Source organism: Pseudomonas sp. A014 (assembly GCF_052378495.1).
GTDB lineage: Bacteria > Pseudomonadota > Gammaproteobacteria > Pseudomonadales > Pseudomonadaceae > Aquipseudomonas > Aquipseudomonas machongensis.
The window spans coordinates 376983-401815 of record NZ_CP199001.1 but is presented as its reverse complement, the minus strand read 5'-3'; the positions used below and the strand labels follow the sequence as shown (position 1 = coordinate 401815).

The window sequence follows — 24833 nt, the reverse complement described above, 5'->3', positions numbered from 1 at the left end:
TGCAACCCTGATGAAAAGCCAAACCATCCGCCGCTGGTCGGCGATCCACACCTGGACCAGCCTGATCTGCACGCTGTTCCTGCTGCTGCTCGCCCTGACCGGCCTGCCGCTGATCTTCCACCACGAACTCGAACACCTGCTCGGTGACGCCCCGGAACTGCGCGAGATGCCTGCCGACACGCCGCATCTGGACCTGCAGCAACTGGTAATCAAGGCCGAGCAACACCGCCCCGGCGAGGTCATGCAGTATTTCGGTTTCGAGGATGACGAGCGCAACGGTGTGGTGGCGATCACCGCAGCCACCGCTGGCACCGAACCCAACGCCTCGCATACCTTCATGCTCGACGCCCGCACCGGCGAGGCGGTGGCCATGCCCGCCGCCAATGGCGGCTTGATGATGACCATCCTGCGCCTGCACGTGGACATGTTCGCCGGCCTTCCCGGCAAGCTCCTGCTGGCCGCCATGGGCGTGCTGTTCGTCGTCGCCATCGTCTCGGGCACGGTGCTCTACGCTCCGTTCATGCGCCGCCTGCAGTTCGCCACGGTCCGCACCGATAAATCGCGGCGCCTGCGCTGGCTCGACCTGCACAACCTGATCGGCGTTGTTACCCTGACCTGGGCGCTGGTGGTCGGTGTCACCGGGGTGATCAGCGCGCTGTCCGACCTGGTCATCGCGGCCTGGCGCAATGACAGCCTGGCGGCGATGGTTGCGCCCTATCGCGATGCCCCGCCACTCACCGAACGCGCGCCTGCCAAGCAGTTGCTGCAGATCGCCGAACAGACCGCACCCGGCATGCGTGCAGACTTCATCGCCTTTCCCGGCACACGCTTTTCCAGCGAACACCACTACGCGGTGTTCATGAAAGGCGCGACACACCTGACCTCCCACTTGCTGACGCCGGTACTGATCGATGCCCGTACCCTGGAAGTCACCGCCATTGGCGATCGCCCCTGGTACATGGACGCCATGGGCCTGTCACAGCCGCTGCACTTCGGCGACTATGGCGGACGGCCAATGCAGATCCTCTGGGCGGTACTGGATGTGCTGACCATCGTCGTCCTGCTCAGTGGCCTGTACCTGTGGTGGGGCAAGCAGCGCAAGCCCCGCGAGGTGCGGACATGAGCCACCGCTCGCAAAGCACTCGCCGGATCTTCGCCTGGCCAATCGCCATCGCCCTCCTGAGCGCTGCAGGGCTGTTCGCGGCTCTGCTCGGTGATGGTGCCTGGGATGTGCTGTCCTGGGCGGGGCTGGGGGTACCGGCGCTATTTGGAGTGCGCGGCCTGTCGAGACGATGAGGTAATCGGCTAACGCGCCCACCGAGGCCTGGCACGCCAAGCTGGCCGCTCCATCACTACGGAGCGCAGCTAATGAGCCTGCAACATTTCCAAGCCTTCGATCAACAGCTGAGCGACCTGCTTTCGTCGCCGCCCCGGCCTGACACCTCGCAGCCCTGGCTCAAGGCACGCCAGCGGTATTTCGCAGACCTCGCCGAGTATTGGCTCGACACCGGCGTCACCGGCGAAAGTCGTAAAGCACGACTGGTCAGCTTGCTACGCGCGCAACTGCTCGCACAGATCACCCTGCGCGTCGATGATCACACCCTCGGTTCGAACCACGCCGAACTGCTCAAAACCAGCATAGAAATGCCGCTGCCCGGGCAACGCCAGCACCTGCCTCCTGCCGAGCGCCCACAAATCTACCGCCCACTGCTGGACATCGGCAGCCCTCACTGGCGCGAGTACCTGCCCGGCGCCTTCGTGATTGTCGAAGGCGGACCCGAGGGCAGCATGCCCGACCCCGCTGAGTCCAGCGACTACGCCTTGCTGTGCAGTCTTTCCCATGGCATCGAGCCGTTCGACGACCTGGCAGAGCTGCACACCGAACTGTGCGAGCGCCTGGACGACCTGCAGCAGAGCAGGCCGCTACTGCGGTTGATGGCCGGTGATGAACAGCGAGAGCGTGCGCGCAACGCCGAGCGCCTGCGCTACGAATGGTTCAACGATGATCCGTTGCAACTGCAGGTACAGGCCCTGATAGATAGCCAACATGCAAGCCTGACGCAGGTCTGGGAAAACGCAGCCCAGACATCGCCAATCGATTGGCCTGCCCTGACCAGCCAACTGGACACAGCTGCCGACCTGCTGCCCCTGGCCGACAGCAGGGCGGCCCTGCAGACACGCTATGCCCTGCTGCTGGAGAGAAACAGCCCCGCCTGGCTCAAGAACGCGTCGGCACAAGGCCTGACCCATATCATGCAAACCATGCAGGAGCTGGTGATTGCCATCGACAAGGCTGCCGCGCCAGGCATTCTCAGTCACGATCAGTTCCTCGACCGTGAGGGTCTGCGCACCTGGACTTGCGAACAACTGCGTACAGCCATGCGCCAGCAGTATCAATTCGATGCCGACCCGCGTGAGATCCATGTCAGCGTGACAATGGCGCGCCAGAGAGGGCCTGTCCTCCATCCCGGACTCACTACCGGCTACATCCCCGCCGCCAGCCGCCCGCAGGTCGGCGACACCGTCGAGTTGGTATCGCAGAGCTATAGCCTCGATCAGTTGGCCATGCTCAACGTCGGCTGGCTTGACGTCGACTATTGGCTGACGGCACGAGTACACCGCGCGGACGACAGCCCTGTGACAGAGATCACCCCGGCGCAGATCAAGCAGATGGTTCGTGCCTTGGACGTTGGCGAAAGCTACAGCCGCTACCTGCGCACGCACCTGCTGGAGTCACCGACGGCCAAGTGGCGACGCGACAGTTACGCTGCAATCAGCAGAGCGCGCATGCGCGCCGAGGCGGCCAAGGCGCGATACGCCGGCCATTACCTGGAAGACCCCTTCGAACGCGGCTATCTGTGGACCAGCACCGTGCTCGACCATCCCGACAGCGAGCAGCGCAAGGCACTGAAGGTTACGCGCCTGAGCGTGCGACAACTGTTGATCGACGGCCACACCGTGCAAGGGGTCATACTCGTCACCCCGGAGAACGCCGGCATGCAGCGCTTTCTGGTCTATACACCGGATGCCCCGGATCGCCGCGCCTGGCGTGAGTATCGCAACGCTCGGCAAATGCTGCGCACGCTACGCGAAAAACCAGCTCTGCGTGACTATGTCAAAGACCGCATGCCGTTGGCCAACCCGGCCAATGTCGAACGCTGGCTGTCCAAGGGAGGATTGGGCTCACGGATAAGCCGTCCGGAAATCACCGGCGACTTTCAGCACGCACGCTATCGGGCCGAGGTCCACGCCGCACTCTCAGCGGTGGACGCGGCCACCAATACGAAACTGGAGCTGCTGGGCGATTTCAGCCTGCATGTGCTGTGGGTCATCCTCGACCTGCTCAGCTTGGTTCTGCCCCTTCGTGCCCTGGCAGTGCTGTCGTTCGCCCGTGCCGCGATCTCGATAATCGATACCCACAAGGCGTACGTCGAAGGTGACCGCATCGGCATGCTGCGCTCGCTGGTCGATGCCTTCAGCTATGCCAGCGACGGCATCAACAGCGTCTCCGGTTCAACGGTGCTTCGCCGGGCAATTCGAGCCATGCCACCGACGCCGCCACTGTCACTCCCCCCGGCCATGGTCAGCGCGGTCAATACCAGCAAGCTTCGCTACCGAGTCGACGGCATTCACAAGGAGGGCATCTATGAACAGCCCTCACCCTATCCAGGATTGACCTTCTACTTCATCAAGGACAGCGCCGGTCAGAGTTATCAGGTCGCGTTCGACGGTTACCGCTGGCGAGTGGTCGATCCGCGCAAGCCGGACGCTTACACCAAGGTCCCGGTCAAGCGTCGCGAGGACGGCGAATGGGTCGTCGACTCCCCCGTGCTGTGGTACGACGGACTGCCAGACCTGAAGGCACTGTTCGACACCTGTCGGCTCGCCGAAGTGCCTGCGGGGGAAAAACACGAAGATGCCGACGGGTTGTACCAAAGCGACCAAGGGCTTTACCTGCTTGCCGGTGGCCATGCCCTGCCGCTGCGCGCGCATCTGCTCAAGAACCACTACCGGCTGCTGCTTGCCGGGCAAAACCGCGAAAGCCCCGCCTCGGCCATCTTGCGTTGGCAAGACAGACAATGGAGCCTTCGCGTGCGCCAGGCCGGTCGCAGCAGCGACTGGCTGACGCTGCCGCAGGCTTATTCGGTGAGCCGAGGCAGCAACTGATCGAGGCGCCTGTGCAAGGCACTGCTGCTTGGCCAGTTGCGCAGCAAGCGCGCACGGTCACGTGCGTAGGCAGGAGCGAAGCTGAGCTGAGTGGCGTGCTGGGTCATGGCATCGAGGTCGATCAGCGACCACTGCCCGTTCTGCCAGAACAGGTTGTGGCCCTTGAAGTCACCATGGCTGATGCGTTCGGCAATCAGCCTCTGCATCAGTTTGACCAACGCCTGAACCTGTTCTTCAGGCACTTCGCCATTCTCGACGTAGGGCGCAAAACATGCCGTGAGATCAGGACCGTCCGCGTATTCGGTCACCAGGTAGGCGGTGCTGCGCAACCCCATCACCCGTTGCTCGAGCATCGCTAGCGGACGCGGCGTGGCGATGTCGAGAAACTCGAGGCGATGGCCTTCGATCCAGGAATGCCAGGCACGACTCGGGCGCCAGAACCGCTTGAACCAGTGGGCGGTGCTCTTGATGTTGTAGCGCTTGAGCACCAGCGTGCGATCACCGGCCTCGATACGTGCCACGCTGGCGGCACCGCCGGTCTTGTACAGGTGGCCCTGCTCGATCAGCGTATCGGCCTGCTCCAGTACCGGCACCAGGGCAGACACCTCCTCGCGCCGGATCGCACGCAGGCCCGAGAGGCTGCGCTCGACGCTGAACAGCGTGCAGTCGCGCCCGGCCTTGTCCAGGTAGTCTTTCAAGCGCCAACTGCGCACCTTGTCGACCTGCTTCTGCAGGGCTTCGAGCGGCAGCGCATGCTCGCCATTGGCCAGCAGGTAATGCACCAGCGCCTCTTCGATGAAGGGTTCCAGGCGCTTGGGCAACTGGGCGAACAATACCCCGAGGTTTTCCAGCACGCGCTGGCGCGACAGTTGCTGGCCCGGCGTTTCAGCCTTGATGCCGGCACCATCGATCAGGTAGAGGTGGCCCTCGTGGCGCAGCAGGTTGTCCAAGTGCAGGTCTTCCTGCCACAGCCCTTTGGCGTGCATCTGCGCCACTGCGGTCAGCGCCTCGCCGAGCACCCCATGCTGCTCGTCCGCCAGCATCGGCAGATGCTCAACCTTGGCCCAGGCGTCGCCCAGGTTTTCAGCGTTTTCAAGAAACTCGAACAGCAGCCAGCCACCCTCGCCATCCTTCAGGCCATCGGCCAGCAGTCGGGGCGTGGTCAACCCCTGCGCAGCCATCAAGCGCGCGCCCTCCAGCTCACGCTGGAAATGGCGGGCGGCGCTGCTGCCGACCAGCAGTTTGGCCAGCACCGGGGTGCCGCGCCAGATACCGGCACCGACATAGCGCTGCCCTGGCAGTACGCGCAGCAGGCTGAGCAACTGCAGCTCGGCACTGCCGGCAGCATCTTCGAGCGTCACGCTCAAGGGCAGGCTCGGGCTGCGCCCGGCATCCTTCAGTTCAGACAAGCGCATCAGCGGGCCTCTTTTTCACGACGGCGTTGCGTCAGGCGTTGCAGCCAGGTGCCGACCCGCGCGCTGTCGGCCGGCTGCGCCAGGTAGGCGGCGAGCAGGCGGCGCACGTCCGCCTCGCTCCAGGCACGGGCACGACGCAGCAAGGGCTCGAGGTCCTTGAGGCGGTCACGCATACCGAACAGCAGTGGCCGGGTCTTTTCCAGGTCGATCAGTTGGGCCTGCCAGCCTTCGCGGCGTTCGCGCAGGAAAATATGCTTGGGATAGAAACAACCATGCACCTGGCCGGCGCCGTGCAGGGTACGCGCGAGCTCGCCACAGGCCGCGAGAATACCCTGGCGTCGAGGCTCGGGCAGTTGCGGCCATTGGCCGAGGAAACTCTCCAGGTCGTTCCACTCGTCGAGCGCGCGGGTCATCAGGATCGCCCGATGCTGGCCGCCCTGCTTGCGCTCGCCATAGAACACTGCCTGCAGTGCTGGGATGTTGAGCTTTTCGTAGCGGCTGATATTGCGGAATTCGCGGGCGAAGGTGGGCTCGCCGAACGGCCGGTGCAGGGTACGCGTGAGGTAGTCGCTCTGGCGCTTGAGGTAGTAGCCCTTGCCCTCGAGTTCCAGGCGGAACACGCTGCTCCAGCCGCCGCGCCCGGTGTTGGGTTCGTCGACGGCATCCAGTTGCAGCGCCCACAGCGCCTCGAAGTCGTTCAGGCCATGGCGTTGCAGCAGCGCATGGTCGGCGCTGGCCAGGTAATCGGTCATTCCCTTCCCTCGAAGAAGCTCACCACCTGGCGAATCCGTCGCTTGTCACGGGCATTGAGCCGCGCGTGCCCGCGATATTGCAGGTAGAAGCGCAGGCGCTGGGTGGCCGAGAGGTGATATTTGGCGACCTTGTCCAGGCACGCCAGATCCTTGATAAGCCGGTGGCGGAGCATGAAGCCACGCCAGAAATCGCCCGTCGGGCAATCGATGAAGAACAGCGTCGCCTGATCATCCACCAGCAGGTTGCGCCACTTCAGGTCGTTGTGGGCGAAGTGATGATCGTGCATGACCCGGGTATGGCGAGCCAGTTGACGACTGACATGCTCGACCCATGTGCGATCAGCCAGGCGCGGATCGTTGCGCTCGGCCAGCGCCGAAAGGTCTTCGGTGCGCGGCAGCTCGCGGGTGATCATCGCCCCGCGGCCGAACGACAGCCCCTTGCGCTCCAGCCCCCAGGCCACCACTTCGGCGGTAGGAATGCCCCACTTGGCGAACTGCTTGAGGTTCTGCCATTCAGCCTTGATCCGTGGCCGTCCGAGGAAGCGACGCATGTGCTTGCCGGCACCGGTGTAGCGTTTGACGTAGTAGTTGACCCCATCGCGCTCGATGCGGATGACCTCGCTGAGCGGGTCACGGGTCAGGCGCTCGCCGTCGAGGGCGAACACCGCGTCGATACTGCCGAAGTCCGCCGCCAGGTGTTCGTAGCCCGGCGCCAGTGTCCAACCCGCCATCAGAGCGCATCCCCATAGCGTTGCTTGCGATCGTAGAGTTTCTGCGCCTTGCGTTCGAGCCAGGCGAGCAGTGCGGCTTCCTCGGCGAGCACCTGGCGCAGCGGGCGCTGGAAATAGCCCTTGAGGAAGCGCAGCTTGTCGCGACGCGTCAGGCCGATGTCCAGGGCCGAGAAATACAAGGCGGCCAGGTCCTTGTCGCGCCAGCGACGGGTGATTTTCGTACGGGTCTGTGCGCGGTGCAGGTCGATCACCGACAGTTTGAAGTCTTCAGGCGTCACGGGCCGGTCGGTGTGCAGCAGGAAATGGCAGATGTAGCAATCACGGTGGTTGACGCCTGCACGGTGCATGCCGCCGACCATCTTCGCCACCTCATCGATCAGCGCACGCTTGAGACGCGGCTCGGGGGGCTGCCTGAGCCAGTCGATGCTGAAGTCTTCCAGGCTGACGGTGGGGGCCAGCTCCTCGGTGACGATGAACGAATGCTGGGTGGCCGGGTTGCTGCCACGTTCGCCATAGGCGACGGCGGTCATGGTCGGCACGCCGACCTCCTGCAGGCGCTGGATCGCCAGCCATTCCTGGCCGGCACCGAGTACCGGCAGCTTGGCGCTGAACAGGTTCTTGAAAATCTCGCCCCAGCCGATGCCGCGGTGGATCTTGACGAAATAGCCCTCGCCCTCGACCTCGGTGCGCAAGGTTCGGCGTCCTTCGAGCTCGCGGTATACCTCGCCCTGCAGGGCTTCGACGGCATCGAAGGGGTCGCGCCCAGCCCAGAGGCGCTTGAAGGGTTCGGCCAGCATCAGCTTCATGCGTGCTCCTGGCCGAGAATCACATCGGCGGCGTGCTGCGGCATGCTGTAGAGATCGGCGCTGTCGGCAAAGGCCAAGCCGTTGCGCGCCCAATCGGCGCGGGCCTGGGGGTCTTCGAGCATGCGCTGCAGGTAGGCGTTGAGCTGCTCTTGCTCGAACGGCTCGTCGAGCACCAGGCCGCTGTCGGCCTCGGCGATGTAATGGGCATAGCCACAGACCTTGGATACCAGCACCGGCAAACCGGCGACCAGCGCTTCGAGCAGCACGGTGCCGGTATTTTCGTTGTAGGCCGGGTGGATCAGCAGGTCGGCGCCGAGCAGGAAGCGCGGGATGTCGCTGCGCCCCTTGAGGAACTGCACCTGGTCACCCAGGCCGAGCGTGGCGCTCTGCAACTGGAACACCTTCGGGTCGTCCTGGCCGATGACCATCAGCCGGGTGCGCTTGCGCAGGCTCGAAGGCAATGCGGCCAGGGCCTTGAGGCTGCGATCGACGCCCTTGGTCTTGAACCCCGAGCCGATCTGCACCAGCAACAGGTCGTCATCGTCCAGCGCGAACTCCTGGCGAAACGCTGCGCGGATCTCGGCCGCATTGGACGGCGCCCGGCGATCCTGGGAGATGCCCGGTGGCAACAGGTGGAAACGCTCCACAGGGGTGCCGTAGTGCTTGATGAACAGCGGCTGTTGCACTTCAGAGATCATCAGGATCTCGGTTGCAGCATCCTTGGCGAACACGGCACGCTCGTATTCGGCGAAATGCCGGTAGCGGCCCCAGCGACGATACAGGCCGCCGCGCAGGGTCTGGGCCTTGTCCTCGAAGCAGCCGTCGGCGGCATAGTAGACGTCCAGCCCCGGCATCTTGTTGAAGCCAATCAGACGGTCGACCGGGCGTTTGGCCAGGTCGGCGGCCATCCAGGCGCTGAGTTTTTCGTTGCGGCGGTGGTTGAACAGCGCCTTGACCGGCGCCACCAGCACTTCGAAGCCCGGGGGGATGTCACCTTCCCAGATGAGTGTATAGACGCGGATCTGATGCCCACGCTTCTGGCACTCCAGGGCGATGCGCATGAAATCGCGCTGCAATCCGCCGAAGGGGAAATATTTGTAAAGCACGAAAGCCAGTTGCATCAACGAACATCCTCAGCCAGCAGCAGCGCGCTCAAGCGGCCCGCCACATGCTCGGGATTCAGGCGAGTGAAGCACAGCGGCCACTCGCGTTTGAGATCGAACCGGCGCAGGTCCTCGGCGCTCGGTTTGTAGGTGCACTTCTTCTGCAGGCAAGGCGCACAGGGGAAGTTGCTGGCCTGGTGGATCTGGGCGCGTCCGTAGGCACCGGTCAGACCAGGATTGGTGGGGCCGAACAGCGAGATGGTCGGCACGTCCAGCGCTGCGGCCAGGTGGCCGAGGCCGGTGTCCACCGCCACGCAGGCCTTGGCCGCCGCGAGTATGCGCGCGACCCCTGCGAGGTTCAATCTGGGGAGTACCTGGCAGTTTTCCAAGCCTTGGGCGATGCGATCGGCACGAGCCTTCTCCGCAGGATTGCCCCAGGGCAGCACGACTTTCATCTTGCGCCGCCCCATGCGCTCGGCCAGCTCACGCCAGTAGGCTTCCGGCCAGTGCTTGGTGGCCCAGGTGGTGCCATGCAGGAACACCACGTAGGGGGCCGTCGGGGGCAGTTGCAGGCGGTTCAGGTCCAGGCCGTACTGGCCGATGCCTTCAGGCAGGTCGTAGGCCAGGGACAAGGCGAACAGCTGGCGTACCCGTTCCACCGCATGCTGGCCGACCGCGACCGACAGGCGTCGGTCGTAGAAGCGGCTGGCCCAGCCTTCGCGCGCCGAATAGCGGTCGAGCCCGGCCACCGGCGCCTTGACGTAACGGGTCAGCCAAGCCGACTTGACCAGCCCTTGGGCATCGATCACCAGGTCGTACTTGCGCTCGCGCAGGCGTTGCTTGAACGCCTTCCACTCGCCGCTCTTGAGCGTTTGCCAGAGATTCTTGCGCCAGCGCCGGATAGCCACCGGGATCACCTGGTCGACTGCCGGGTGCCAGCTCGGGATCTCGGCAAAGCCCTCCTCCACCACCCAGTCGAAACGAATGCCGGGGATGGCGTGGGCGGCATCGGTCAGCGCCGGCAGGGTGTGGATCACATCGCCCAGCGACGAGGTCTTGATGATCAGTACCCGCACTTAGTCGACCTCGGCCACGGTATCGATCAGGTTCGGACCACCCAGGCTGTGCAGGGCAGCAATGACTTTTTCGGGCTCGAGCAGGCGCAGGCAGTTGTAGTGGCCGAAACGGCAGGTGCGCTCGAAGCACGGGCTGCACTCGATACCGGTACGCACCACCTCGACCTGGTCGGCCAGTGGCGGGGTGAAGCCCGGCGAGGTCGAACCATAGACCGCCACCAGCGGGCGGTTGAGCGCCGCCGCCACATGCATCAGGCCGGAATCGTTGGACACCACCGCATCGGCGCAGGACATCAGGTCGATGGCTTCGGCAAGCGAGGTCTCGCCAGCCAGGTTGACGGACTCTTCACGCAAGCCCGGAATCAGGCGGTCGCGGATCTGCTCGCCGACCGGATGATCGTTCTTCGAGCCGAACAGCCACACTTGCCAACCCTGGCGAATCATCGCGTCGGCAACGGCGGCATAATGCTCCGCCGGCCAGCGCTTGGCCTCGCCGAACTCGGCACCTGGGCACAACGCAAGCACCGGGCGATCCAGCTCCAGGCCGAACTTGGCCAGGGCGGCCTCGCGGCTCTGGTCTTCGATGCGCAGGCTCGGGCGGGGATAGGGTTGTGGCAGCGGCGCGCCCGGCTCATAGGCCAGGGCCATGAAACGTTCGATCATCAACGGGTAGCGCGCCTTGTCGAGCTTGCGCACATCGTTGAGCAGCAGGTAGCGCATCTCGCCACGCCAGCCGGTGCGCTGGGGGATGCCGGCGGAATAAGGCACGAGTGCCGACTTGAGCGAGTTGGGTAAGAGGATCGCCTGGTCGTACTGGCCGGCCAGTGACTTGCCGATGCGCCGGCGCGTGGCCAGCTCCAGGGCACCGTGGCCGAGCGGGAAGCTCAAGGCCTGGCGCACCTCGGGCATGCGCTCGAGGATCGGCCGGCTCCACTCGGGGGCCAGCACGTCGATCACGCAGTCGGGGTGACGCTGTTTCAGGCACTGGAAGAGGGTCTGCGCCATCACCATGTCGCCGACCCAGCTGGGTCCAATGATCAGTATTCTCATGCTTTATCCAGAAACATTCGGGGAGGCTGCAGGCTGCTCTACAACCTGGCCTCCCCTCTTTATATTCAGGCTATGTGGCGGACAGTGTACCACTGACATGCCTCATTCGCGGGCAAGCCCGGTCCCACAGGTACCACACAGATCTTGAGTGCTGTGGTGTACCTGTGGGACCGGGCTTGCCCGCGAAGAAGCCAGCGCGGTAATCAGCTCAGACCCAGCCCACCCCAGATCCGCCGCACCTCGCGGCGCTCATCGACAAGCTGCCCGGCATCGATCACCCCGGCCTGTTTCTGCAGTGCCTGGCGGTGGGAGGCGGAGCGGAAGGTCTTGTACACCTCGCGCAACAAAATCGCGTCTTCGGCGGGCATCAACCCGGCCTGCTCCAACTCTTCGAGGATGCGAATGTTATCGGTCCAGCGCAGCAGATCCGGATGGTCGTGAGACCAGGCCAAAGCGGCGTATTGCACCATAAATTCGATATCCACGATACCACCGGCATCCTGCTTGATATCGAACGGCTGGCCGGGCTCGAAGGCGTTGTCGGCGGTACCGGCAACGGTGCTCTTGCTGCCCAGGCTGGCGCGCATCTTGGCGCGCATCTCGCTGACCTCCTGACGCAGCGCGTCGAGATCGCGGGCCTTGCCCAGCACGCCGGCACGTACCGCTTCGAAAGCACTGCCTACCTGCTTGCAGCCCACCAGCACACGCGCCCGCACCAGGGCCTGGTGTTCCCAGGTCCAGGCCTCGTTCTGCTGGTAGCGCTCGAAGGCCCCGAGCGAACTGACCAATAGCCCCGACGCACCGGAGGGGCGCAGGCGCATGTCCACATCATAAAGCTGGCCGGAGTTGGTCTGGGTAGTCAGCAGGTGAATGATGCGCTGGCCCAGGCGGGTGTAGAACTGCGCGCCGTCGATGGGCTTGGCGCCATCGGTCTCGGCGTTCGGGTCGCCGTCGTGGATGAATACGAGGTCCAGGTCCGAGCCATGCCCCAGTTCGATGCCGCCGACCTTGCCGTAGCCGACGATGATGAAACTTGGGTCGCACAGGGTGCCATCACTGCGCTTGGGCTGGCCATGACGGGCCACCGTCTGACGCCAGGCCAAGGCCAGCACCTGGTCGAGGATGGCCTCGGCCAGCCAGGTCAGGTAGTCGCTGACCTTCATCAAGGGCAGGTTGCCACTGATTTCAGATGCCGCCACCCGCAAGCTGTGGGCCAGCTTGAAGTGACGCAGGGCCTCCATCTGCTGCTCCAGGTCGTCCTCGGGAATGCGCGTCAATCTCTCGCGCAACTCCGACGCCAGCTCAGGCGCCAGCGGCGGGCTGAACAGGCGGCCTTCGTTGAGCAGTTCGTCGAGCAGCAGCGGGAAGCGCGTGATCTGCTCGGCGATCCAGGGGCTGGCGGCGCACAAGGTCAACAGACGGCGCAAGGCGCCTGGGTTTTCGGTCAGCAGCACCAGGTAAGCCGAACGCCGCGCCACCGCTTCCACCAAGGGGAGCACTCGCTCGAGCACCAGGTCAGGGTTCTGGTGCTCTACAGTCTGCGCCAGCAGGCGTGGAATGAAGGCGTCCAGACGCTCGCGGCCAATGCGCTGCATCGAACGCAGCGACGGGCTGGCACGCAAGGAGGCCAAACGACGCAGGGCCTCGCCCGACTGCTTGAACCCGGCCTCTTCCAGTTGGCGACCGGCGGCCTCCTCGTCCTGCGCCTGCTCCCACAGCGGCGACCACTCGCCGCCCACTACCAGCTCGCCCTCGGTTTCCTCTTCATCAGGATCGGCGATGACCTGGCGGAAGTGCCAGTCGACCCGGCCGCGCCACTGCATCAGTTGGTCGTGGAACGCCTGCCAGTCGGCAAAGCCAAGGATGTAGGCGACCCGTTCGCGGTCGAGCTCCGAGTCCGGCAGCATCTGGGTCTGGCGGTCGGCGATGGCTTGGATCGCGTGCTCGGTGTAACGCAGGAACTGGTACCCATCACGCAGTTCGCTTACCACTGCCGGTGGCAGGTAACCCTGCCCCTCGAGCGTTGCCAGGACCTTGAGCAGCGGCCGCTGCTGCAGGCTCAGATCGCGCCCGCCGTGGATCAGCTGGAAGGCCTGGGCGATGAACTCGACCTCACGGATGCCACCAGCACCGAGCTTGATGTTCTCTGCCATGCCCTTGCGCCGCACTTCCTGCTGGATCAGCTGCTTCATGGTGCGCAGCGCCTCGATGGCAGAAAAATCCAGGTAGCGCCGATAGACGAACGGTCGCAACATCTCCTGCAACTGCGCCCCGGCCACCTGGTCGCCCGCCACCACGCGGGCCTTGATCATGGCGTAGCGTTCCCAATCGCGCCCCTGATCCTGGTAGTACTGCTCCAGGGCATTGAACGAGAGCACCAACGCGCCGGCCGAGCCATAGGGGCGCAGGCGCATGTCGACGCGGAACACGAAACCGTCGACAGTGACCGGGTCAAGCGCCTTGATCAGGCGTTGCCCGAGGCGGGTGAAAAACTCCTGGTTATCCAGCGAGCGCTTGACCCCTTCGGTCTCGCCGCCTTCAGGGAAGGCGAAGATCAGGTCGATGTCCGACGACAGGTTGAGCTCCACCGCGCCCAGCTTGCCCATGCCCAGCACCACCATGTGCTGCGGCTGGCCAGTGCGGTTGCCGATCGGCGTGCCGAACTGCTGGCAATGACGCGGATACAGCCATTGATAGGCTTCGTCGATCGAGGCGTCGGCAAGCTCGGACAGGTCGCGGCAGGTCTCGCCCAGTTCGGCCTGGCGGGTGATGTCGCGCCAGATGATCCGCACCTGCTGGCGATTGCGCGCACGGCGCAAGTTGCGCGCCAGCTCGTCTTCGCTCTGGGCCGCGTCTGCGGCAGCTTTTATATGGGCACGCAACTGGCCGGGGCCATAGGGGCGATCCATTTCGCCGCTGGCGAGCAGCTCGAACAGCGTTGCCGGTTCGCGCTGCGCCTGCTCGAGGACGAAATCACTGGCTGCAGCCACCTGATCGAACTGCAGGCGATGCGCCGCGCTCCAACTGTCTGGATCAAGATCCGGATGCGCCGCCAGCGCCTCCTGCAGGAATTGTCGGTTACGGGCGACCAGCGGTTGCAGGGCGCCAGGCAGATGGAGCGGCAAAGGCAGGCGCATGGTCTATCCTTGATCGGCGTGAATGAGAGGGGTGAGTGCAGGCGAAAGAGGGACGGACCGCGGTTGGACTGTCATACAAAAGTTGTAAATAGCTGAAAAACTCAAATCATTGGTACGAAACATCAAGAAACCTCTTGTGCCATTGCGATACCAACCAACAGGAACGTTTTTCTCCACAACCCGAAAGGCGGCCACAAGCCGTTTTTCTGTAGTATTACTACTCCCCCGACTGCTCAAAAGCATGAAATGCCGAAGCATTTGTAGTAAAACTACACGGCGCCGGATGACTGTCCGGCAAATCCAAGAATTCACGACGTCTGCCCAAAAGGCCAGTCGCAAACTCAGGCTTCCGATTCTGGTTGCCTTTCCGCCCTGGAGCAAGCCATGCAAGACCTCGATCCTATCGAAACCCAGGAATGGCTGGATGCCCTGGAGTCGGTCCTCGACAAAGAAGGCGAAGACCGCGCTCATTACCTGATGACCCGCATGGGCGAGCTGGCCACCCGCAGTGGTTCCCAGCTGCCTTACGCGATCACCACGCCATACCGCAACACCATCCCTGTCACCCACGAAGCACGCATGCCTGGCGACCTGTTCATGGAACGCCGCATTCGCTCGATGGTGCGTTGGAACGCCTTGGCCATGGTCATGCGCACCAACCTGAAGGACTCGGACCTGGGCGGACACATCTCGAGCTTCGCCTCCAGCGCCACCCTCTACGACATCGGCTTCAACTACTTCTTCCAGGCCCCGACCGAAGAACACGGCGGCGACCTGATCTTCTTCCAGGGCCACGCTTCGCCAGGCGTCTACGCCCGCGCCTTCATGGAAGGCCGCATCAGCGAAGAGCAGATGAACAACTTCCGCCAGGAAGTGGACGGCAACGGCCTGTCTTCGTACCCGCACCCATGGCTGATGCCTGACTTCTGGCAGTTCCCGACCGTTTCGATGGGTCTGGGTCCGATCCAGGCGATCTACCAGGCACGCTTCATGAAGTACCTGGAAGCCCGCGGCTTCATCCCGGCCGGCAAGCAGAAGGTCTGGTGCTTCATGGGCGACGGCGAGTGCGACGAGCCGGAATCCCTGGGCGCGATCGCCCTGGCCGGCCGCGAGAAGCTGGACAACCTGATCTTCGTCATCAACTGCAACCTGCAGCGCCTCGACGGCCCGGTTCGCGGCAACGGCAAGATCATCCAGGAACTCGAAGGCGTCTTCCGTGGCGGTGGCTGGAACGTCAACAAGGTCGTCTGGGGCCGCTTCTGGGACCCACTGCTGGCCAAGGACACCAACGGTGCCCTGCAGCGCCGCATGGACGAAGTCATCGACGGCGAGTACCAGAACTACAAGGCCAAGGACGGCGCGTACGTCCGTGAGAACTTCTTCAACACCCCAGAGCTCAAGGCCATGGTCGAAGACCTGTCCGACGACGAGATCTGGAAGCTCAACCGTGGCGGCCACGACCCGTACAAGGTCTACGCGGCGTACCACCAGGCTGTGAACCACAAAGAGCAGCCGACCGTCATCCTGGCCAAGACCATCAAGGGTTACGGTACCGGTGCTGGCGAAGCCAAGAACACCGCGCACAACACCAAGAAAGTCGACGTCGACAGCCTCCGTCACTTCCGCGACCGCTTCGACATTCCGGTCAAGGACGCCGACCTCGAGAACCTGCCGTTCTTCAAGCCTGAAGAAGGTTCTGCCGAAGCCAAGTACCTGGCCGAGCGTCGCGCCGCACTGGGTGGCTTCGTGCCACAACGCCGCGCCAAGAGCTTCAGCGTTCCGACCCCGCCACTGGAGACGCTCAAAGCGATCCTCGACGGCTCGGGTGACCGCGAAATCTCCACCACCATGGCCTTCGTGCGCATCCTGGCGCAACTGGTCAAGGACAAGGAAATCGGCCAGCGCATCGTCCCGATCATCCCGGACGAAGCCCGTACCTTCGGTATGGAAGGCATGTTCCGCCAGCTGGGCATCTACTCGTCGGTCGGCCAGCTCTACGAGCCAGTCGATAAAGACCAGGTGATGTTCTACCGCGAGGACAAGAAGGGCCAGATCCTCGAAGAAGGCATCAACGAAGCCGGCGCCATGTCGTCCTTCATCGCTGCCGGTACTTCGTACAGCTGCCACAACCAGCCGATGCTGCCGTTCTACATCTTCTACTCGATGTTCGGCTTCCAGCGTATCGGCGACCTCGCCTGGGCCGCTGGCGACAGCCGCACCCGTGGCTTCCTGATCGGCGGTACCGCCGGCCGTACCACGCTGAACGGCGAAGGCCTGCAGCACGAAGACGGTCACAGCCACATGATGGCGGGCACCATCCCGAACTGCCGCACCTACGATCCGACCTACGGCTACGAGCTGGCGGTGATCATCCAGGACGGCATGAAGAAGATGACCGAAGAGCAACAGGACATCTTCTACTACATCACCGTGATGAACGAATCCTACCAGCAGCCTGCCATCCCGGCCGGTGCCGAGGAAGGCATCATCAAGGGCATGTACCTGCTGGAAGAAGACACCCGCGAAGCGGCGCACCACGTTCAGCTGATGGGCTCCGGCACCATCCTGCGTGAAGTCCGCGAAGCGGCGAAGATCCTGCGTGAAGAGTTCAACATCGGTGCCGATGTGTGGAGCGTCACCAGCTTCAACGAACTGCGTCGCGACGGCCTGGCCGTGGAACGCGCCAACCGCCTCAAGCCTGGCCAGAAGCCACAGCAGACCTACGTCGAGCAGTGCCTGAGCGGTCGCAAGGGTCCGGTCATCGCCTCCACCGACTACATGAAGCTGTTCGCCGAGCAGATTCGCCAGTGGGTACCAAGCAAAGAGTTCAAGGTCCTGGGTACCGATGGCTACGGTCGCAGCGACAGCCGCAAGAAGCTGCGTCACTTCTTCGAAGTCGACCGTCACTTCGTGGTGCTGGCTGCCCTGGAAGCCCTGGCTGACCGTGGCGAGATCGAACCGAAGGTTGTCGCTGACGCCATCGTCAAGTTCGGCATCGACCCGGACAAGCGCAACCCACTGGACTGCTGAGGAGTAACTTAAGTGAGCGAACTCATTCGCGTACCTGACATCGGCAGCGGTGAAGGTGAAATCATCGAACTGTTCGTCAAGGTCGGCGACCGCATCGAGGCGGACCAGAGCCTGCTGACCCTGGAGTCGGACAAGGCCTCCATGGAGATCCCGGCCCCCAAGGCCGGCGTCATCAAGGAGCTGAAGGTCAAGCTGGGCGATCGCCTGAAAGAAGGCGACGAACTGCTGGTCCTGGAAGCCGAGGGCGCCGCTGCGGCGCCTGAGGCTCCGGCCGCCGCCCCGGCTGCTGCTGCCCCTGCGGCCGCAGCACCCGCCGCTGAAGCCGCCCCTGCTCCTGCGCCTGCCGCAGCACCGGCCGCCGCCAGCGTGCAGGATATCCACGTGCCGGATATCGGTTCGTCGGGCAAGGCCAAGATCATCGAAGTGCTGGTCAAGGTCGGCGACACCGTCGAAGCCGACCAGTCGCTGATCACCCTGGAATCCGACAAGGCTTCCATGGAAATCCCATCGCCTGCCGCTGGCGTGGTCGAGGAAGTCCTGTGCAAGCTGGAAGATGAAGTCGGCACTGGCGACCTGATCTTCAAGCTGAAAGTCGCGGGCGCAGCTCCGGCTGCCGCGCCGGCACCTGCTGCTGCCCCCGAAGCCGCCAAGGCCGAAGCTGCTCCGGCCGCCGCACCCGCTGCTGCCGCCCCAGCTGCTGCCCCTGCACCGGTTGCCACCGCACCGGCTGCTGGCAGCAACGCCAAGGTTCACGCAGGCCCTGCCGTTCGTCAGCTGGCGCGTGAATTCGGTGTCGACCTGGGCGCTGTTGCCGCCACTGGCCCGCACGGCCGCATCCTGAAAGAAGACGTGCAGGTCTACGTCAAGGCGATGATGCAGAAGGCCAAGGAAGCACCGGCAGCCGCCGGCGCGACCGGTGGTGCCGGCATCCCGCCGATCCCGGCCGTGGACTTCAGCAAGTTCGGTGAAGTCGAGGAAGTCGCCCTGACCCGCCTGATGCAGGTCGGTGCTGCCAACCTGCACCGCAGCTGGCTGAACGTGCCGCACGTGACCCAGTTCGATTCCGCCGACATCACCGAGCTGGAAGCCTTCCGCGTTGCGCAGAAGGCCGTGGCGGAGAAGGCCGGCGTCAAGCTGACCGTTCTGCCGCTGCTGCTCAAGGCCTGTGCCCACCTGCTCAAGGAGCTGCCGGACTTCAACAGTTCGCTGGCGCCGAGCGGCAAGGCCATCATCCGCAAGAAGTACGTCAACGTCGGCTTCGCCGTGGACACCCCGGATGGCCTGCTGGTCCCTGTGATCAAGAACGTCGACCAGAAGAGCCTGCTGCAACTGGCTGGCGAAGCAGCTGCGCTGGCTGAAAAAGCCCGCACCAAGAAGCTGTCGGCCGACGACATGCAGGGTGCCTGCTTCACCATCTCCAGCCTCGGTCACATTGGCGGCACCGGCTTCACGCCGATCGTCAACGCGCCGGAAGTGGCAATCCTCGGTGTTTCCAAGGCGACCATCCAGCCAGTCTGGGACGGCAAGGCCTTCCAGCCGAAGCTGATGCTGCCGCTGTCGCTGTCCTACGATCACCGTGTGATCAACGGCGCTGCCGCTGCGCGCTTCACCAAGCGCCTGGGCGACCTGCTGACGGACATCCGCACGCTGCTGCTGTAATGCTGCACCCCGCCTCCCCCAACCGGGGAGGCGGTACCGATTTCGAGCTGCCACGCTCGTACCTCAACCCCGCCCCTGGCGGGGCTTTTTTTGCCTGGAAACACCCTCCCCATGAAGGGGCCGCGAGGCGCACAAGCTTCAGATTTCCCACGCCCAGCCGACAACCTGTATACGCTGCCCCATATGGCCGCTTGCCAGCCCACGGGACATGATGCACCCTTGCTCAACGCGCCGCCGCTTACCTGCGGCATACCGCGCCAAACGCCTTGTTCAAGCGAGTCTTCGATGAAAAGCCAACCCGATGCCGCCAGCCGTGTGGCGGCCGAGGTCGTGACGCAGTTACCCGTGCCCTCGCGGCTCGGGATGCTGCGTTTCGAGCGGCTGAACGAAGCCAGTTGGGCGATGCTCTACCTCGACCCTGGCTGCGATCGCCAGTTCGGCCTGCCCGCGGCCGAGCTCTGCGCCCTGATCGGCTCGCCCTATGCCAGCCTCATGGAGCCTGAAGCGCGCTACAAGCTGCATGACGAGATCCAACTGCAACTGTCGCGGCGCAACCACTACCGCGTGCGCTATACCCTGCACGCGGGTTCCGGGCCACTGCGCTTGCTGGAAGTCGGCGAGGCCTACAAGCAGCACAATCGCCAGCTGCTGCGCGGCTACCTCACGGTGCTGGACGACCAGGCCGAAGAGACCCCGGGCCAGGACGCAAACGATCTTGAGTCACGCAACAGCCGCCTGCAGCTGGCCCTGCAACTCAACCAGCGCGCCCAGCAAGAGCAACTCGAACACCTGGAGCGGGTGCGTGCCCAGCAGGACCTGATCCTGCGCCTGGCACGCCAGCGCTACAGCGCCAGCAACTCCTTGCTCGAAGCGGCTGAACTGATCACCCGTAGCGCCTGCGAAATCTACAAGCTCGACTGCGCCAGCATCTGGTACCTCAACGAGCAACGCCTGGAGCCGATCACCGCCTGGTTCCAGCATGAGCAGGCCCACCGCCTGCCGCAGCCGATCGACGCCAGCCACTACCCGGATTACCTCGACGCCCTGCACGCCAGCCGCGCCATCGACGCCCATAACGCCAGCCATGACCCACGCACCCGGGACATGGTCCAGGGCCTGCTCAACACCGCTGACAATGCCATGCTCGATGCCAGTATCCGCGTCGACGGCCAGGTAGTCGGCGTGCTCTGTCTGGAGCAGACCGGCCAGCCGCGGGCCTGGCAATCCGACGAAATCGCCTTTGCCGGTGAGCTGGCCGACCAGTTCGCCCAGGTCATCACCAATCACAACCGCCGCACCGCCACCAGCGCCCTGCACCTGTTCCAACGTGCGGTAGAGCAGAGCGCCAGCGCCTTCCTGCTGGTCAACCGCGACGGGGTGGTGGAGTACGTCAACCCAAGCTTCACCGCCATTACCCAGTACAGCACCGAAGAAGTTCAGGGCCACCACCTGGCCGAGCTGCCGGCACTGGAAAACCTCAGCCAGATCCTGTTCGACTCACCGTCGAGCCTGGCCATGGGCAACAGCTGGCAAGGTGAATTCAAGAGCCGGCGCAAGAGCCTGGAGCCCTACTGGGGCCAGTTGTCGATTTCCAAGGTGTATGGCGACAACCGCGAGCTGACCCACTACATCGGCATCTACGAAGACGTCACTCAAAGCAAGCTTGCCCAGCAACGCATCGAGCGCCTGGCCTACACCGACAACCTCACCAGCCTGGGCAACCGCCCGGCGTTCATCCGCAGCCTCGACGAACGCTTCGCTCGCGACGGCGACAGCCCGATCTGCCTGCTGCTGGTCGACATCGATAACTTCAAGCGGATCAACGACAGCCTCGGCCACCAGACCGGCGACAAGCTGCTGATCAGCCTGGCCCGCCGTCTGCGCAATAGCCTCAGCAGCGGTGGCAGCCTGGCGCGCTTTGCCAGCAACGAGTTCGCCGTGCTGCTGGACGACACCAGCCTCGAAGACGGCCAGAACATCGCCCAGCAGTTGCTGCGCACCCTCGACAAACCCATGTTCGTCGACAACCAGTTGATCAACGTCACCGCCTCCGTGGGCCTGGCCTGCGCGCCCCTGCACGGCGCCGACCCGCAGACCCTGATGAAGAACGCAGGCCTGGCCCTGCACAAGGCCAAGGCCAACGGCAAGCATCAGGTCCAGGTGTTCACCGAAGTGCTCAACGCCGAGGCCAGCTACAAGCTGTTCGTCGAGAACAACCTGCGCCGGGCCCTGACCCAGAACGAGCTGGAGGTCTTCTACCAGCCCAAGCTGTGCCTGCGCAGTGGTCGCCTGCTGGGCCTGGAGGCGCTGCTGCGCTGGAACCACCCCGAGCGCGGCATGATCCGCCCCGACCAGTTCATCAGCGTGGCCGAGGAGACCGGCCTGATCATCCCCATAGGCAAATGGGTGGTGCGCCAGTCGTGCCGCATGAGCCAGGAATTGCGCGAGGCCGGCATGGGCAACCTGCACGTGGCGATCAACCTGTCGCCCAAGCAGTTTTCCGACCCAGAGCTGGTCAGCTCGATTGGCGCCATTCTCAAGGAAGAAGCGCTACCCCCGCACCTGCTGGAGCTGGAGCTGACCGAGGGCCTGCTGCTTGAAGCCACCGAAGACACCCGGCGCCAGCTCGACGAGCTCAAGCAGCTGGGTCTGACCCTGGCCATGGATGACTTCGGTACCGGCTATTCATCGCTGAGCTACCTGAAGAAGTTTCCCATCGACATCATCAAGATCGATCGCAGCTTCATCAGTGAGATTCCCGCCAACCAGGACGACATGGAGATCACCTCGGCGGTGGTGGCCATGGCCCACAACCTCAAGCTCAAGGTGGTCGCCGAAGGCATCGAGACCTCCGAACAGCTGGCATTCCTGCGTCGCCACCGCTGCGACGTCGGCCAGGGCTACCTGTTCGACCGGCCAATCCCGGGGCGCGAGCTGGTCGACAAGCTCAGGCGCTACCCGCGCGGGCCGGTGGCCTGACAGGCGCGCAAACCTCGGGCACTATAGGGGCCATGCGGGCCTCTTCGCGGGCAAGCCCGCTCCTACAATGGCAGGCTGCAATGCAACCCTGCAGGAGCGGGCTTGCCCGCGAACAAGCCACAAACGCTCCCACTGTCAGACAGAGGAACAATCATGGTCCTGCGCTCGGAAATCCTCGTGAACAAAAACGTCATGCCCACTGCCGAACAGGCCCTGCCCGGCCGCGAAACTCCCATGCCCCTGCCCGAATTCCACTACGTGTTCGAAGGCACCCCGCTGCTCGGCCCATTCTTCGAGGGCAGCATCGACTTCGCCATCTTCGGCCTGGGCTGCTTCTGGGGCGCCGAACGACGCTTCTGGCAGCGTGAAGGCGTGGTCAGCACCGTGGTCGGCTACGCCGGCGGCTTCACCCCGAACCCGACCTACGAAGAGGTCTGCTCGGGGCTGACCGGCCACACCGAGGTGGTACTGGTGGTGTTCGACAAGGACAAGGTCAGCTACCGCGAACTGCTGGCGATGTTCTGGGAACTGCACAATCCGACCCAGGGCATGCGCCAGGGTAACGACATCGGCACCCAGTACCGCTCGGCCATCTATTGCACCTCGCCCGAGCAATTGGAGCTGGCCAAGGCCAGCCGCGATGCATTCCAGGCCGAGCTGAACAAAGCCGGTTTCGGTGAGATCACCACCGAGATCGACCAGGCGCCGACCGTGTACTTCGCCGAGGCCTACCACCAGCAGTACCTGGCCAAGAACCCCGAAGGCTATTGCGGCATCGGTGGCACTGGCGTGTGCCTGCCGCCCAGCCTGCAGGGTAATTGACATGGGTATGGTGCTGTTCCATGCGCCGCTGTCGCCTTTCGTGCGCAAGGTCTTGCTGGTGCTGCACGAGACCGGTCAGCTCGACCGCGTACGCCTGCAAACCGTCAACATCAGCCCGGTGAGCGGTGACGAGCAGCTCAACCAGGACAATCCGATCGGCAAGATCCCGGCCCTGCGCCTGGAAGACGGTAGCGTGCTGCACGACAGCCGGGTGATCTGCGAGTACCTCGACAGCCAGCACGTCGGCAACCCGCTGATCCCCCACGAGGGCTCAGCGCGCTGGCGGCGCCTGACCCTGGCCTCCCAGGCCGATGCGATCATGGATGCGGCGGTGTCGAGCCGCTATGAAAGCTTCCTGCGTCCTGAGGACAAGCGCTGGGATGGCTGGCTGCAGGCGCAGTCACAGAAAATCCGCCGAGGCCTGGCGGATCTCGAGCAGCATCACCTGGCAGAGATCGCCTCCGGCTTCGATATCGCCGCGATCGGCGTGGCCTGCGCGCTGGGCTACCTGGACCTGCGCCAGCCGGAGTTCGGCTGGCGTGAACAACAGCCTGGGCTGGCTGAATGGTATGCCCAAGTGAGCCAGCGCGCGTCGATGCTGGCTACCGTGCCGGTCGCCTGAAACCCCTTCGCGGGCAAGCCCCTCCCACAGACATATCCCCTCTGTAGGAGCCAGCCTGTCCGCGAATGCTTCACCCCGGCCTGGCAGGAAACAACGCCCCCACCCGAACCGCCAGCCAGCGCCCGATTGCCTTGTCCTCTCTCATGCCGCCCTCCCCACCCGCGACCAGTCCAGCCGCCGGGTCAGCACCATGAACACGCCAAGCAAGCCAAAGCACAGCAGCGAGCCCATCAACAGCGCATAGTCCTCGGCGCTCAGCAGCCCGTACAGCAGCCCATACAGCGCCGCCAACCCCGCAGCAAAACCCGCCCCGCGTACCGGGCTGTGCAGCACATGGCTCAAGTAAAAGCCGATCAGCAGCACGCAGGCCCCTGCCGACAAGCCATACGCCAGGCCAAAACCCAGGTGTTCCGACAGTGACAACAGCAACAGGTAGAACAGCGCCAGCGCCGCCCCCACCAGCACGTATTGCATCGGGTGCACGCTGAGGTTCTTCAACACCTCGAACAGGAAGAAGCCTGCAAAGGTCAGTGCGATGAACAGCAGCGCATACTTGATCGCACGCTCGCTCCTGAGGTACTGGTCCACCGGATCGACGAAGCTCACACCGAAGGTGCGCCCACTGAAATCCGCGCACTTGTCCGCACCGGCGCATTGGCGCAGCGCGTCTTCCAGGTTGGTGGCAAAGAACGAGGTCTGCCAGCGCGCGGTGAAACCCTGGGCATCGATCTCACGGCTGGCCGGCAAGTAGCTGCCGATGAAGCTCGGATGGGGCCAGTTGGCGTGCATCTCGACCCGGCTGCTGCGCCCCACTGGCAGCACATGGAGTTGTCCGGTGCCCTGCAACGCCAGGTCGAAGGCATAGCCGAACTCGCGGGCAGCCTGGCCATCCAGCCCCGGCAGGGTGACGTGCACTCCACCGGCCATCCAGTCCAGGCCGGTGCCTGCTTCGAACGGCAGGCGCTGATCGTCGAGGCTCAGTTCCAGGGCATTCTCGATGCCTCGGATATCGCTGATGCCCACCACCATGAACGGCTTGTCGAACCGGTAGTCTTCGTAGTCCTTGTCGACGCCCCAGCGCTCAGGCAGCTTGAAGCGGCCACTGACACGGTTCCTGGCATGGAACAACCGCGCCTGGTAAATGCCGCGGGCGCGCAGTTCGGTATCGACCTGGCTGTCGACCTCGAAGGTTTCCGGCAGGAAGTACAGGTGGCCGCTGACGGTGCTGGTTTCCTGCACACTCTTGCCGTCCTTGTCGATCCAGCGGCGCTGGTACTTGCGATACGGCACCACCAGCAGCGGTCCGCTGATCTGCTGGTCGAAGCTCGAACTCTGGGCGATGTCCTGCAGCACACCATCGCGCACGGCCTGACGTTCATCGATCAGGCCACTGATCATCAACAGAGGGATCAATAACAGCAGCATCAGCAGGACGATCATGCCGAGCTTGAAACTCAGGGGCTTGTTCATGGGGCTTTGGCTCC

17 protein-coding genes are annotated in these 24833 nt (G+C 64.0%); 8 read left to right on the top strand and 9 right to left on the bottom strand.

Annotated elements, in window-relative coordinates; all coding sequences use genetic code 11:
* The first annotated feature begins 10 nt into the window (after positions 1–10).
* The 3 genes from ACTYOL_RS01890 to ACTYOL_RS01880 all read left to right on the top strand — a co-directional run bounded on the left by ACTYOL_RS01890 (position 11) and on the right by ACTYOL_RS01880 (position 4167).
* Positions 11–1123, top strand: a complete 1113-nt coding sequence (locus tag ACTYOL_RS01890; RefSeq protein WP_444757464.1) for a PepSY-associated TM helix domain-containing protein — start codon at positions 11–13, stop codon at positions 1121–1123.
* Positions 1120–1296, top strand: a complete 177-nt coding sequence (locus ACTYOL_RS01885) for a hypothetical protein (RefSeq protein ID WP_444757463.1) — start codon at positions 1120–1122, stop codon at positions 1294–1296. The genes ACTYOL_RS01890 and ACTYOL_RS01885 overlap by 4 nt, the downstream gene beginning before the upstream one ends.
* A gap of 72 nt (positions 1297–1368) precedes the next feature.
* Complete coding sequence (locus tag ACTYOL_RS01880; RefSeq protein ID WP_444757462.1) at positions 1369–4167, top strand: dermonecrotic toxin domain-containing protein; 2799 nt, start codon at positions 1369–1371, stop codon at positions 4165–4167.
* On the opposite strand, the gene ACTYOL_RS01875 is transcribed toward ACTYOL_RS01880, so the two are convergent.
* The 8 genes from ACTYOL_RS01875 to glnE form a co-directional block, all read right to left on the bottom strand.
* Positions 4140–5582 carry a lipopolysaccharide kinase InaA family protein gene (locus ACTYOL_RS01875; RefSeq protein ID WP_444757461.1) on the bottom strand — a complete coding sequence of 481 codons (1443 nt, stop codon included), beginning with the start codon at positions 5580–5582 and terminating at the stop codon, positions 4140–4142. The two genes, ACTYOL_RS01880 and ACTYOL_RS01875, sit on opposite strands and share 28 nt — an antisense overlap.
* Positions 5582–6334, bottom strand: coding sequence for a lipopolysaccharide kinase InaA family protein (locus tag ACTYOL_RS01870; RefSeq protein WP_197889782.1), 753 nt, complete (start codon positions 6332–6334; stop codon positions 5582–5584). The genes ACTYOL_RS01875 and ACTYOL_RS01870 overlap by 1 nt, the downstream gene beginning before the upstream one ends.
* Positions 6331–7065 carry a lipopolysaccharide kinase InaA family protein gene (locus ACTYOL_RS01865; RefSeq protein WP_054892170.1) on the bottom strand — a complete coding sequence of 245 codons (735 nt, stop codon included), beginning with the start codon at positions 7063–7065 and terminating at the stop codon, positions 6331–6333. Before ACTYOL_RS01865 ends, ACTYOL_RS01870 begins: the two co-directional genes overlap by 4 nt.
* Complete coding sequence (rfaP, locus tag ACTYOL_RS01860) at positions 7065–7871, bottom strand: lipopolysaccharide core heptose(I) kinase RfaP (RefSeq protein WP_054892169.1); 807 nt, start codon at positions 7869–7871, stop codon at positions 7065–7067. The genes ACTYOL_RS01865 and rfaP overlap by 1 nt, the downstream gene beginning before the upstream one ends.
* Entirely contained in the window at positions 7868–8992 is a 1125-nt protein-coding gene (locus ACTYOL_RS01855; RefSeq protein ID WP_444757460.1) for a glycosyltransferase family 4 protein, read from the bottom strand. The genes rfaP and ACTYOL_RS01855 overlap by 4 nt, the downstream gene beginning before the upstream one ends.
* A complete protein-coding gene (gene waaC / locus ACTYOL_RS01850) occupies positions 8992–10050 on the bottom strand; it encodes a lipopolysaccharide heptosyltransferase I (protein WP_153772427.1) in 1059 nt (352 codons plus the stop codon). The genes ACTYOL_RS01855 and waaC overlap by 1 nt, the downstream gene beginning before the upstream one ends.
* On the bottom strand, positions 10051–11100 hold the full coding sequence (gene waaF / locus ACTYOL_RS01845; RefSeq protein ID WP_444757459.1) for a lipopolysaccharide heptosyltransferase II: 1050 nt from the start codon (positions 11098–11100) through the stop codon (positions 10051–10053). It lies immediately after the preceding gene.
* A gap of 203 nt (positions 11101–11303) precedes the next feature.
* A complete protein-coding gene (gene glnE, locus ACTYOL_RS01840) occupies positions 11304–14237 on the bottom strand; it encodes a bifunctional [glutamate--ammonia ligase]-adenylyl-L-tyrosine phosphorylase/[glutamate--ammonia-ligase] adenylyltransferase (RefSeq protein WP_444757458.1) in 2934 nt (977 codons plus the stop codon).
* A 384-nt stretch (positions 14238–14621) separates the two neighbouring features.
* On the opposite strand from glnE, the gene aceE reads away from it, so the two are divergent.
* From aceE to ACTYOL_RS01815, 5 genes are all read left to right on the top strand, one after another.
* On the top strand, positions 14622–17267 hold the full coding sequence (aceE, locus tag ACTYOL_RS01835; RefSeq protein WP_054892164.1) for a pyruvate dehydrogenase (acetyl-transferring), homodimeric type: 2646 nt from the start codon (positions 14622–14624) through the stop codon (positions 17265–17267).
* 12 nt (positions 17268–17279) lie between these two features.
* Positions 17280–18926, top strand: a complete 1647-nt coding sequence (gene aceF, locus ACTYOL_RS01830) for a dihydrolipoyllysine-residue acetyltransferase (protein ID WP_153772430.1) — start codon at positions 17280–17282, stop codon at positions 18924–18926.
* A 285-nt stretch (positions 18927–19211) separates the two neighbouring features.
* On the top strand, positions 19212–21905 hold the full coding sequence (locus ACTYOL_RS01825) for a putative bifunctional diguanylate cyclase/phosphodiesterase (protein ID WP_153772431.1): 2694 nt from the start codon (positions 19212–19214) through the stop codon (positions 21903–21905).
* 153 nt (positions 21906–22058) lie between these two features.
* A complete protein-coding gene (gene msrA / locus ACTYOL_RS01820) occupies positions 22059–22727 on the top strand; it encodes a peptide-methionine (S)-S-oxide reductase MsrA (protein WP_054892161.1) in 669 nt (222 codons plus the stop codon).
* Between the two features lie 7 nt (positions 22728–22734).
* Positions 22735–23349, top strand: coding sequence for a glutathione S-transferase (locus tag ACTYOL_RS01815; RefSeq protein WP_153772513.1), 615 nt, complete (start codon positions 22735–22737; stop codon positions 23347–23349).
* Between the two features lie 141 nt (positions 23350–23490).
* Here the strand turns inward: ACTYOL_RS01815 and creD are convergent, their stop codons facing one another.
* Positions 23491–24819 carry a cell envelope integrity protein CreD gene (gene creD, locus ACTYOL_RS01810; protein WP_444757457.1) on the bottom strand — a complete coding sequence of 443 codons (1329 nt, stop codon included), beginning with the start codon at positions 24817–24819 and terminating at the stop codon, positions 23491–23493.
* Between the last annotated feature and the right edge of the window lie 14 nt (positions 24820–24833).

Bases quoted from the DNA above. Each gene is read 5' to 3' on its own strand.
- ACTYOL_RS01825 (WP_153772431.1), top strand. From the start codon at position 19,212: ATGAAAAGCCAACCCGATGCCGCCAGCCGTGTGGCGGCCGAGGTCGTG.
- ACTYOL_RS01870 (WP_197889782.1), bottom strand. From the start codon at position 6,334: ATGACCGATTACCTGGCCAGCGCCGACCATGCGCTGCTGCAACGCCAT.
- ACTYOL_RS01855 (WP_444757460.1), bottom strand. From the start codon at position 8,992: ATGCAACTGGCTTTCGTGCTTTACAAATATTTCCCCTTCGGCGGATTG.
- ACTYOL_RS01875 (WP_444757461.1), bottom strand. From the start codon at position 5,582: ATGCGCTTGTCTGAACTGAAGGATGCCGGGCGCAGCCCGAGCCTGCCC.
- ACTYOL_RS01890 (WP_444757464.1), top strand. From the start codon at position 11: ATGAAAAGCCAAACCATCCGCCGCTGGTCGGCGATCCACACCTGGACC.
- waaF (WP_444757459.1), bottom strand. From the start codon at position 11,100: ATGAGAATACTGATCATTGGACCCAGCTGGGTCGGCGACATGGTGATG.
- ACTYOL_RS01865 (WP_054892170.1), bottom strand. From the start codon at position 7,065: ATGGCGGGTTGGACACTGGCGCCGGGCTACGAACACCTGGCGGCGGAC.
- ACTYOL_RS01880 (WP_444757462.1), top strand. From the start codon at position 1,369: ATGAGCCTGCAACATTTCCAAGCCTTCGATCAACAGCTGAGCGACCTG.
- ACTYOL_RS01815 (WP_153772513.1), top strand. From the start codon at position 22,735: ATGGTGCTGTTCCATGCGCCGCTGTCGCCTTTCGTGCGCAAGGTCTTG.
- ACTYOL_RS01885 (WP_444757463.1), top strand. From the start codon at position 1,120: ATGAGCCACCGCTCGCAAAGCACTCGCCGGATCTTCGCCTGGCCAATC.
- rfaP (WP_054892169.1), bottom strand. From the start codon at position 7,871: ATGAAGCTGATGCTGGCCGAACCCTTCAAGCGCCTCTGGGCTGGGCGC.
- glnE (WP_444757458.1), bottom strand. From the start codon at position 14,237: ATGCGCCTGCCTTTGCCGCTCCATCTGCCTGGCGCCCTGCAACCGCTG.
- msrA (WP_054892161.1), top strand. From the start codon at position 22,059: ATGGTCCTGCGCTCGGAAATCCTCGTGAACAAAAACGTCATGCCCACT.
- creD (WP_444757457.1), bottom strand. From the start codon at position 24,819: ATGAACAAGCCCCTGAGTTTCAAGCTCGGCATGATCGTCCTGCTGATG.
- aceE (WP_054892164.1), top strand. From the start codon at position 14,622: ATGCAAGACCTCGATCCTATCGAAACCCAGGAATGGCTGGATGCCCTG.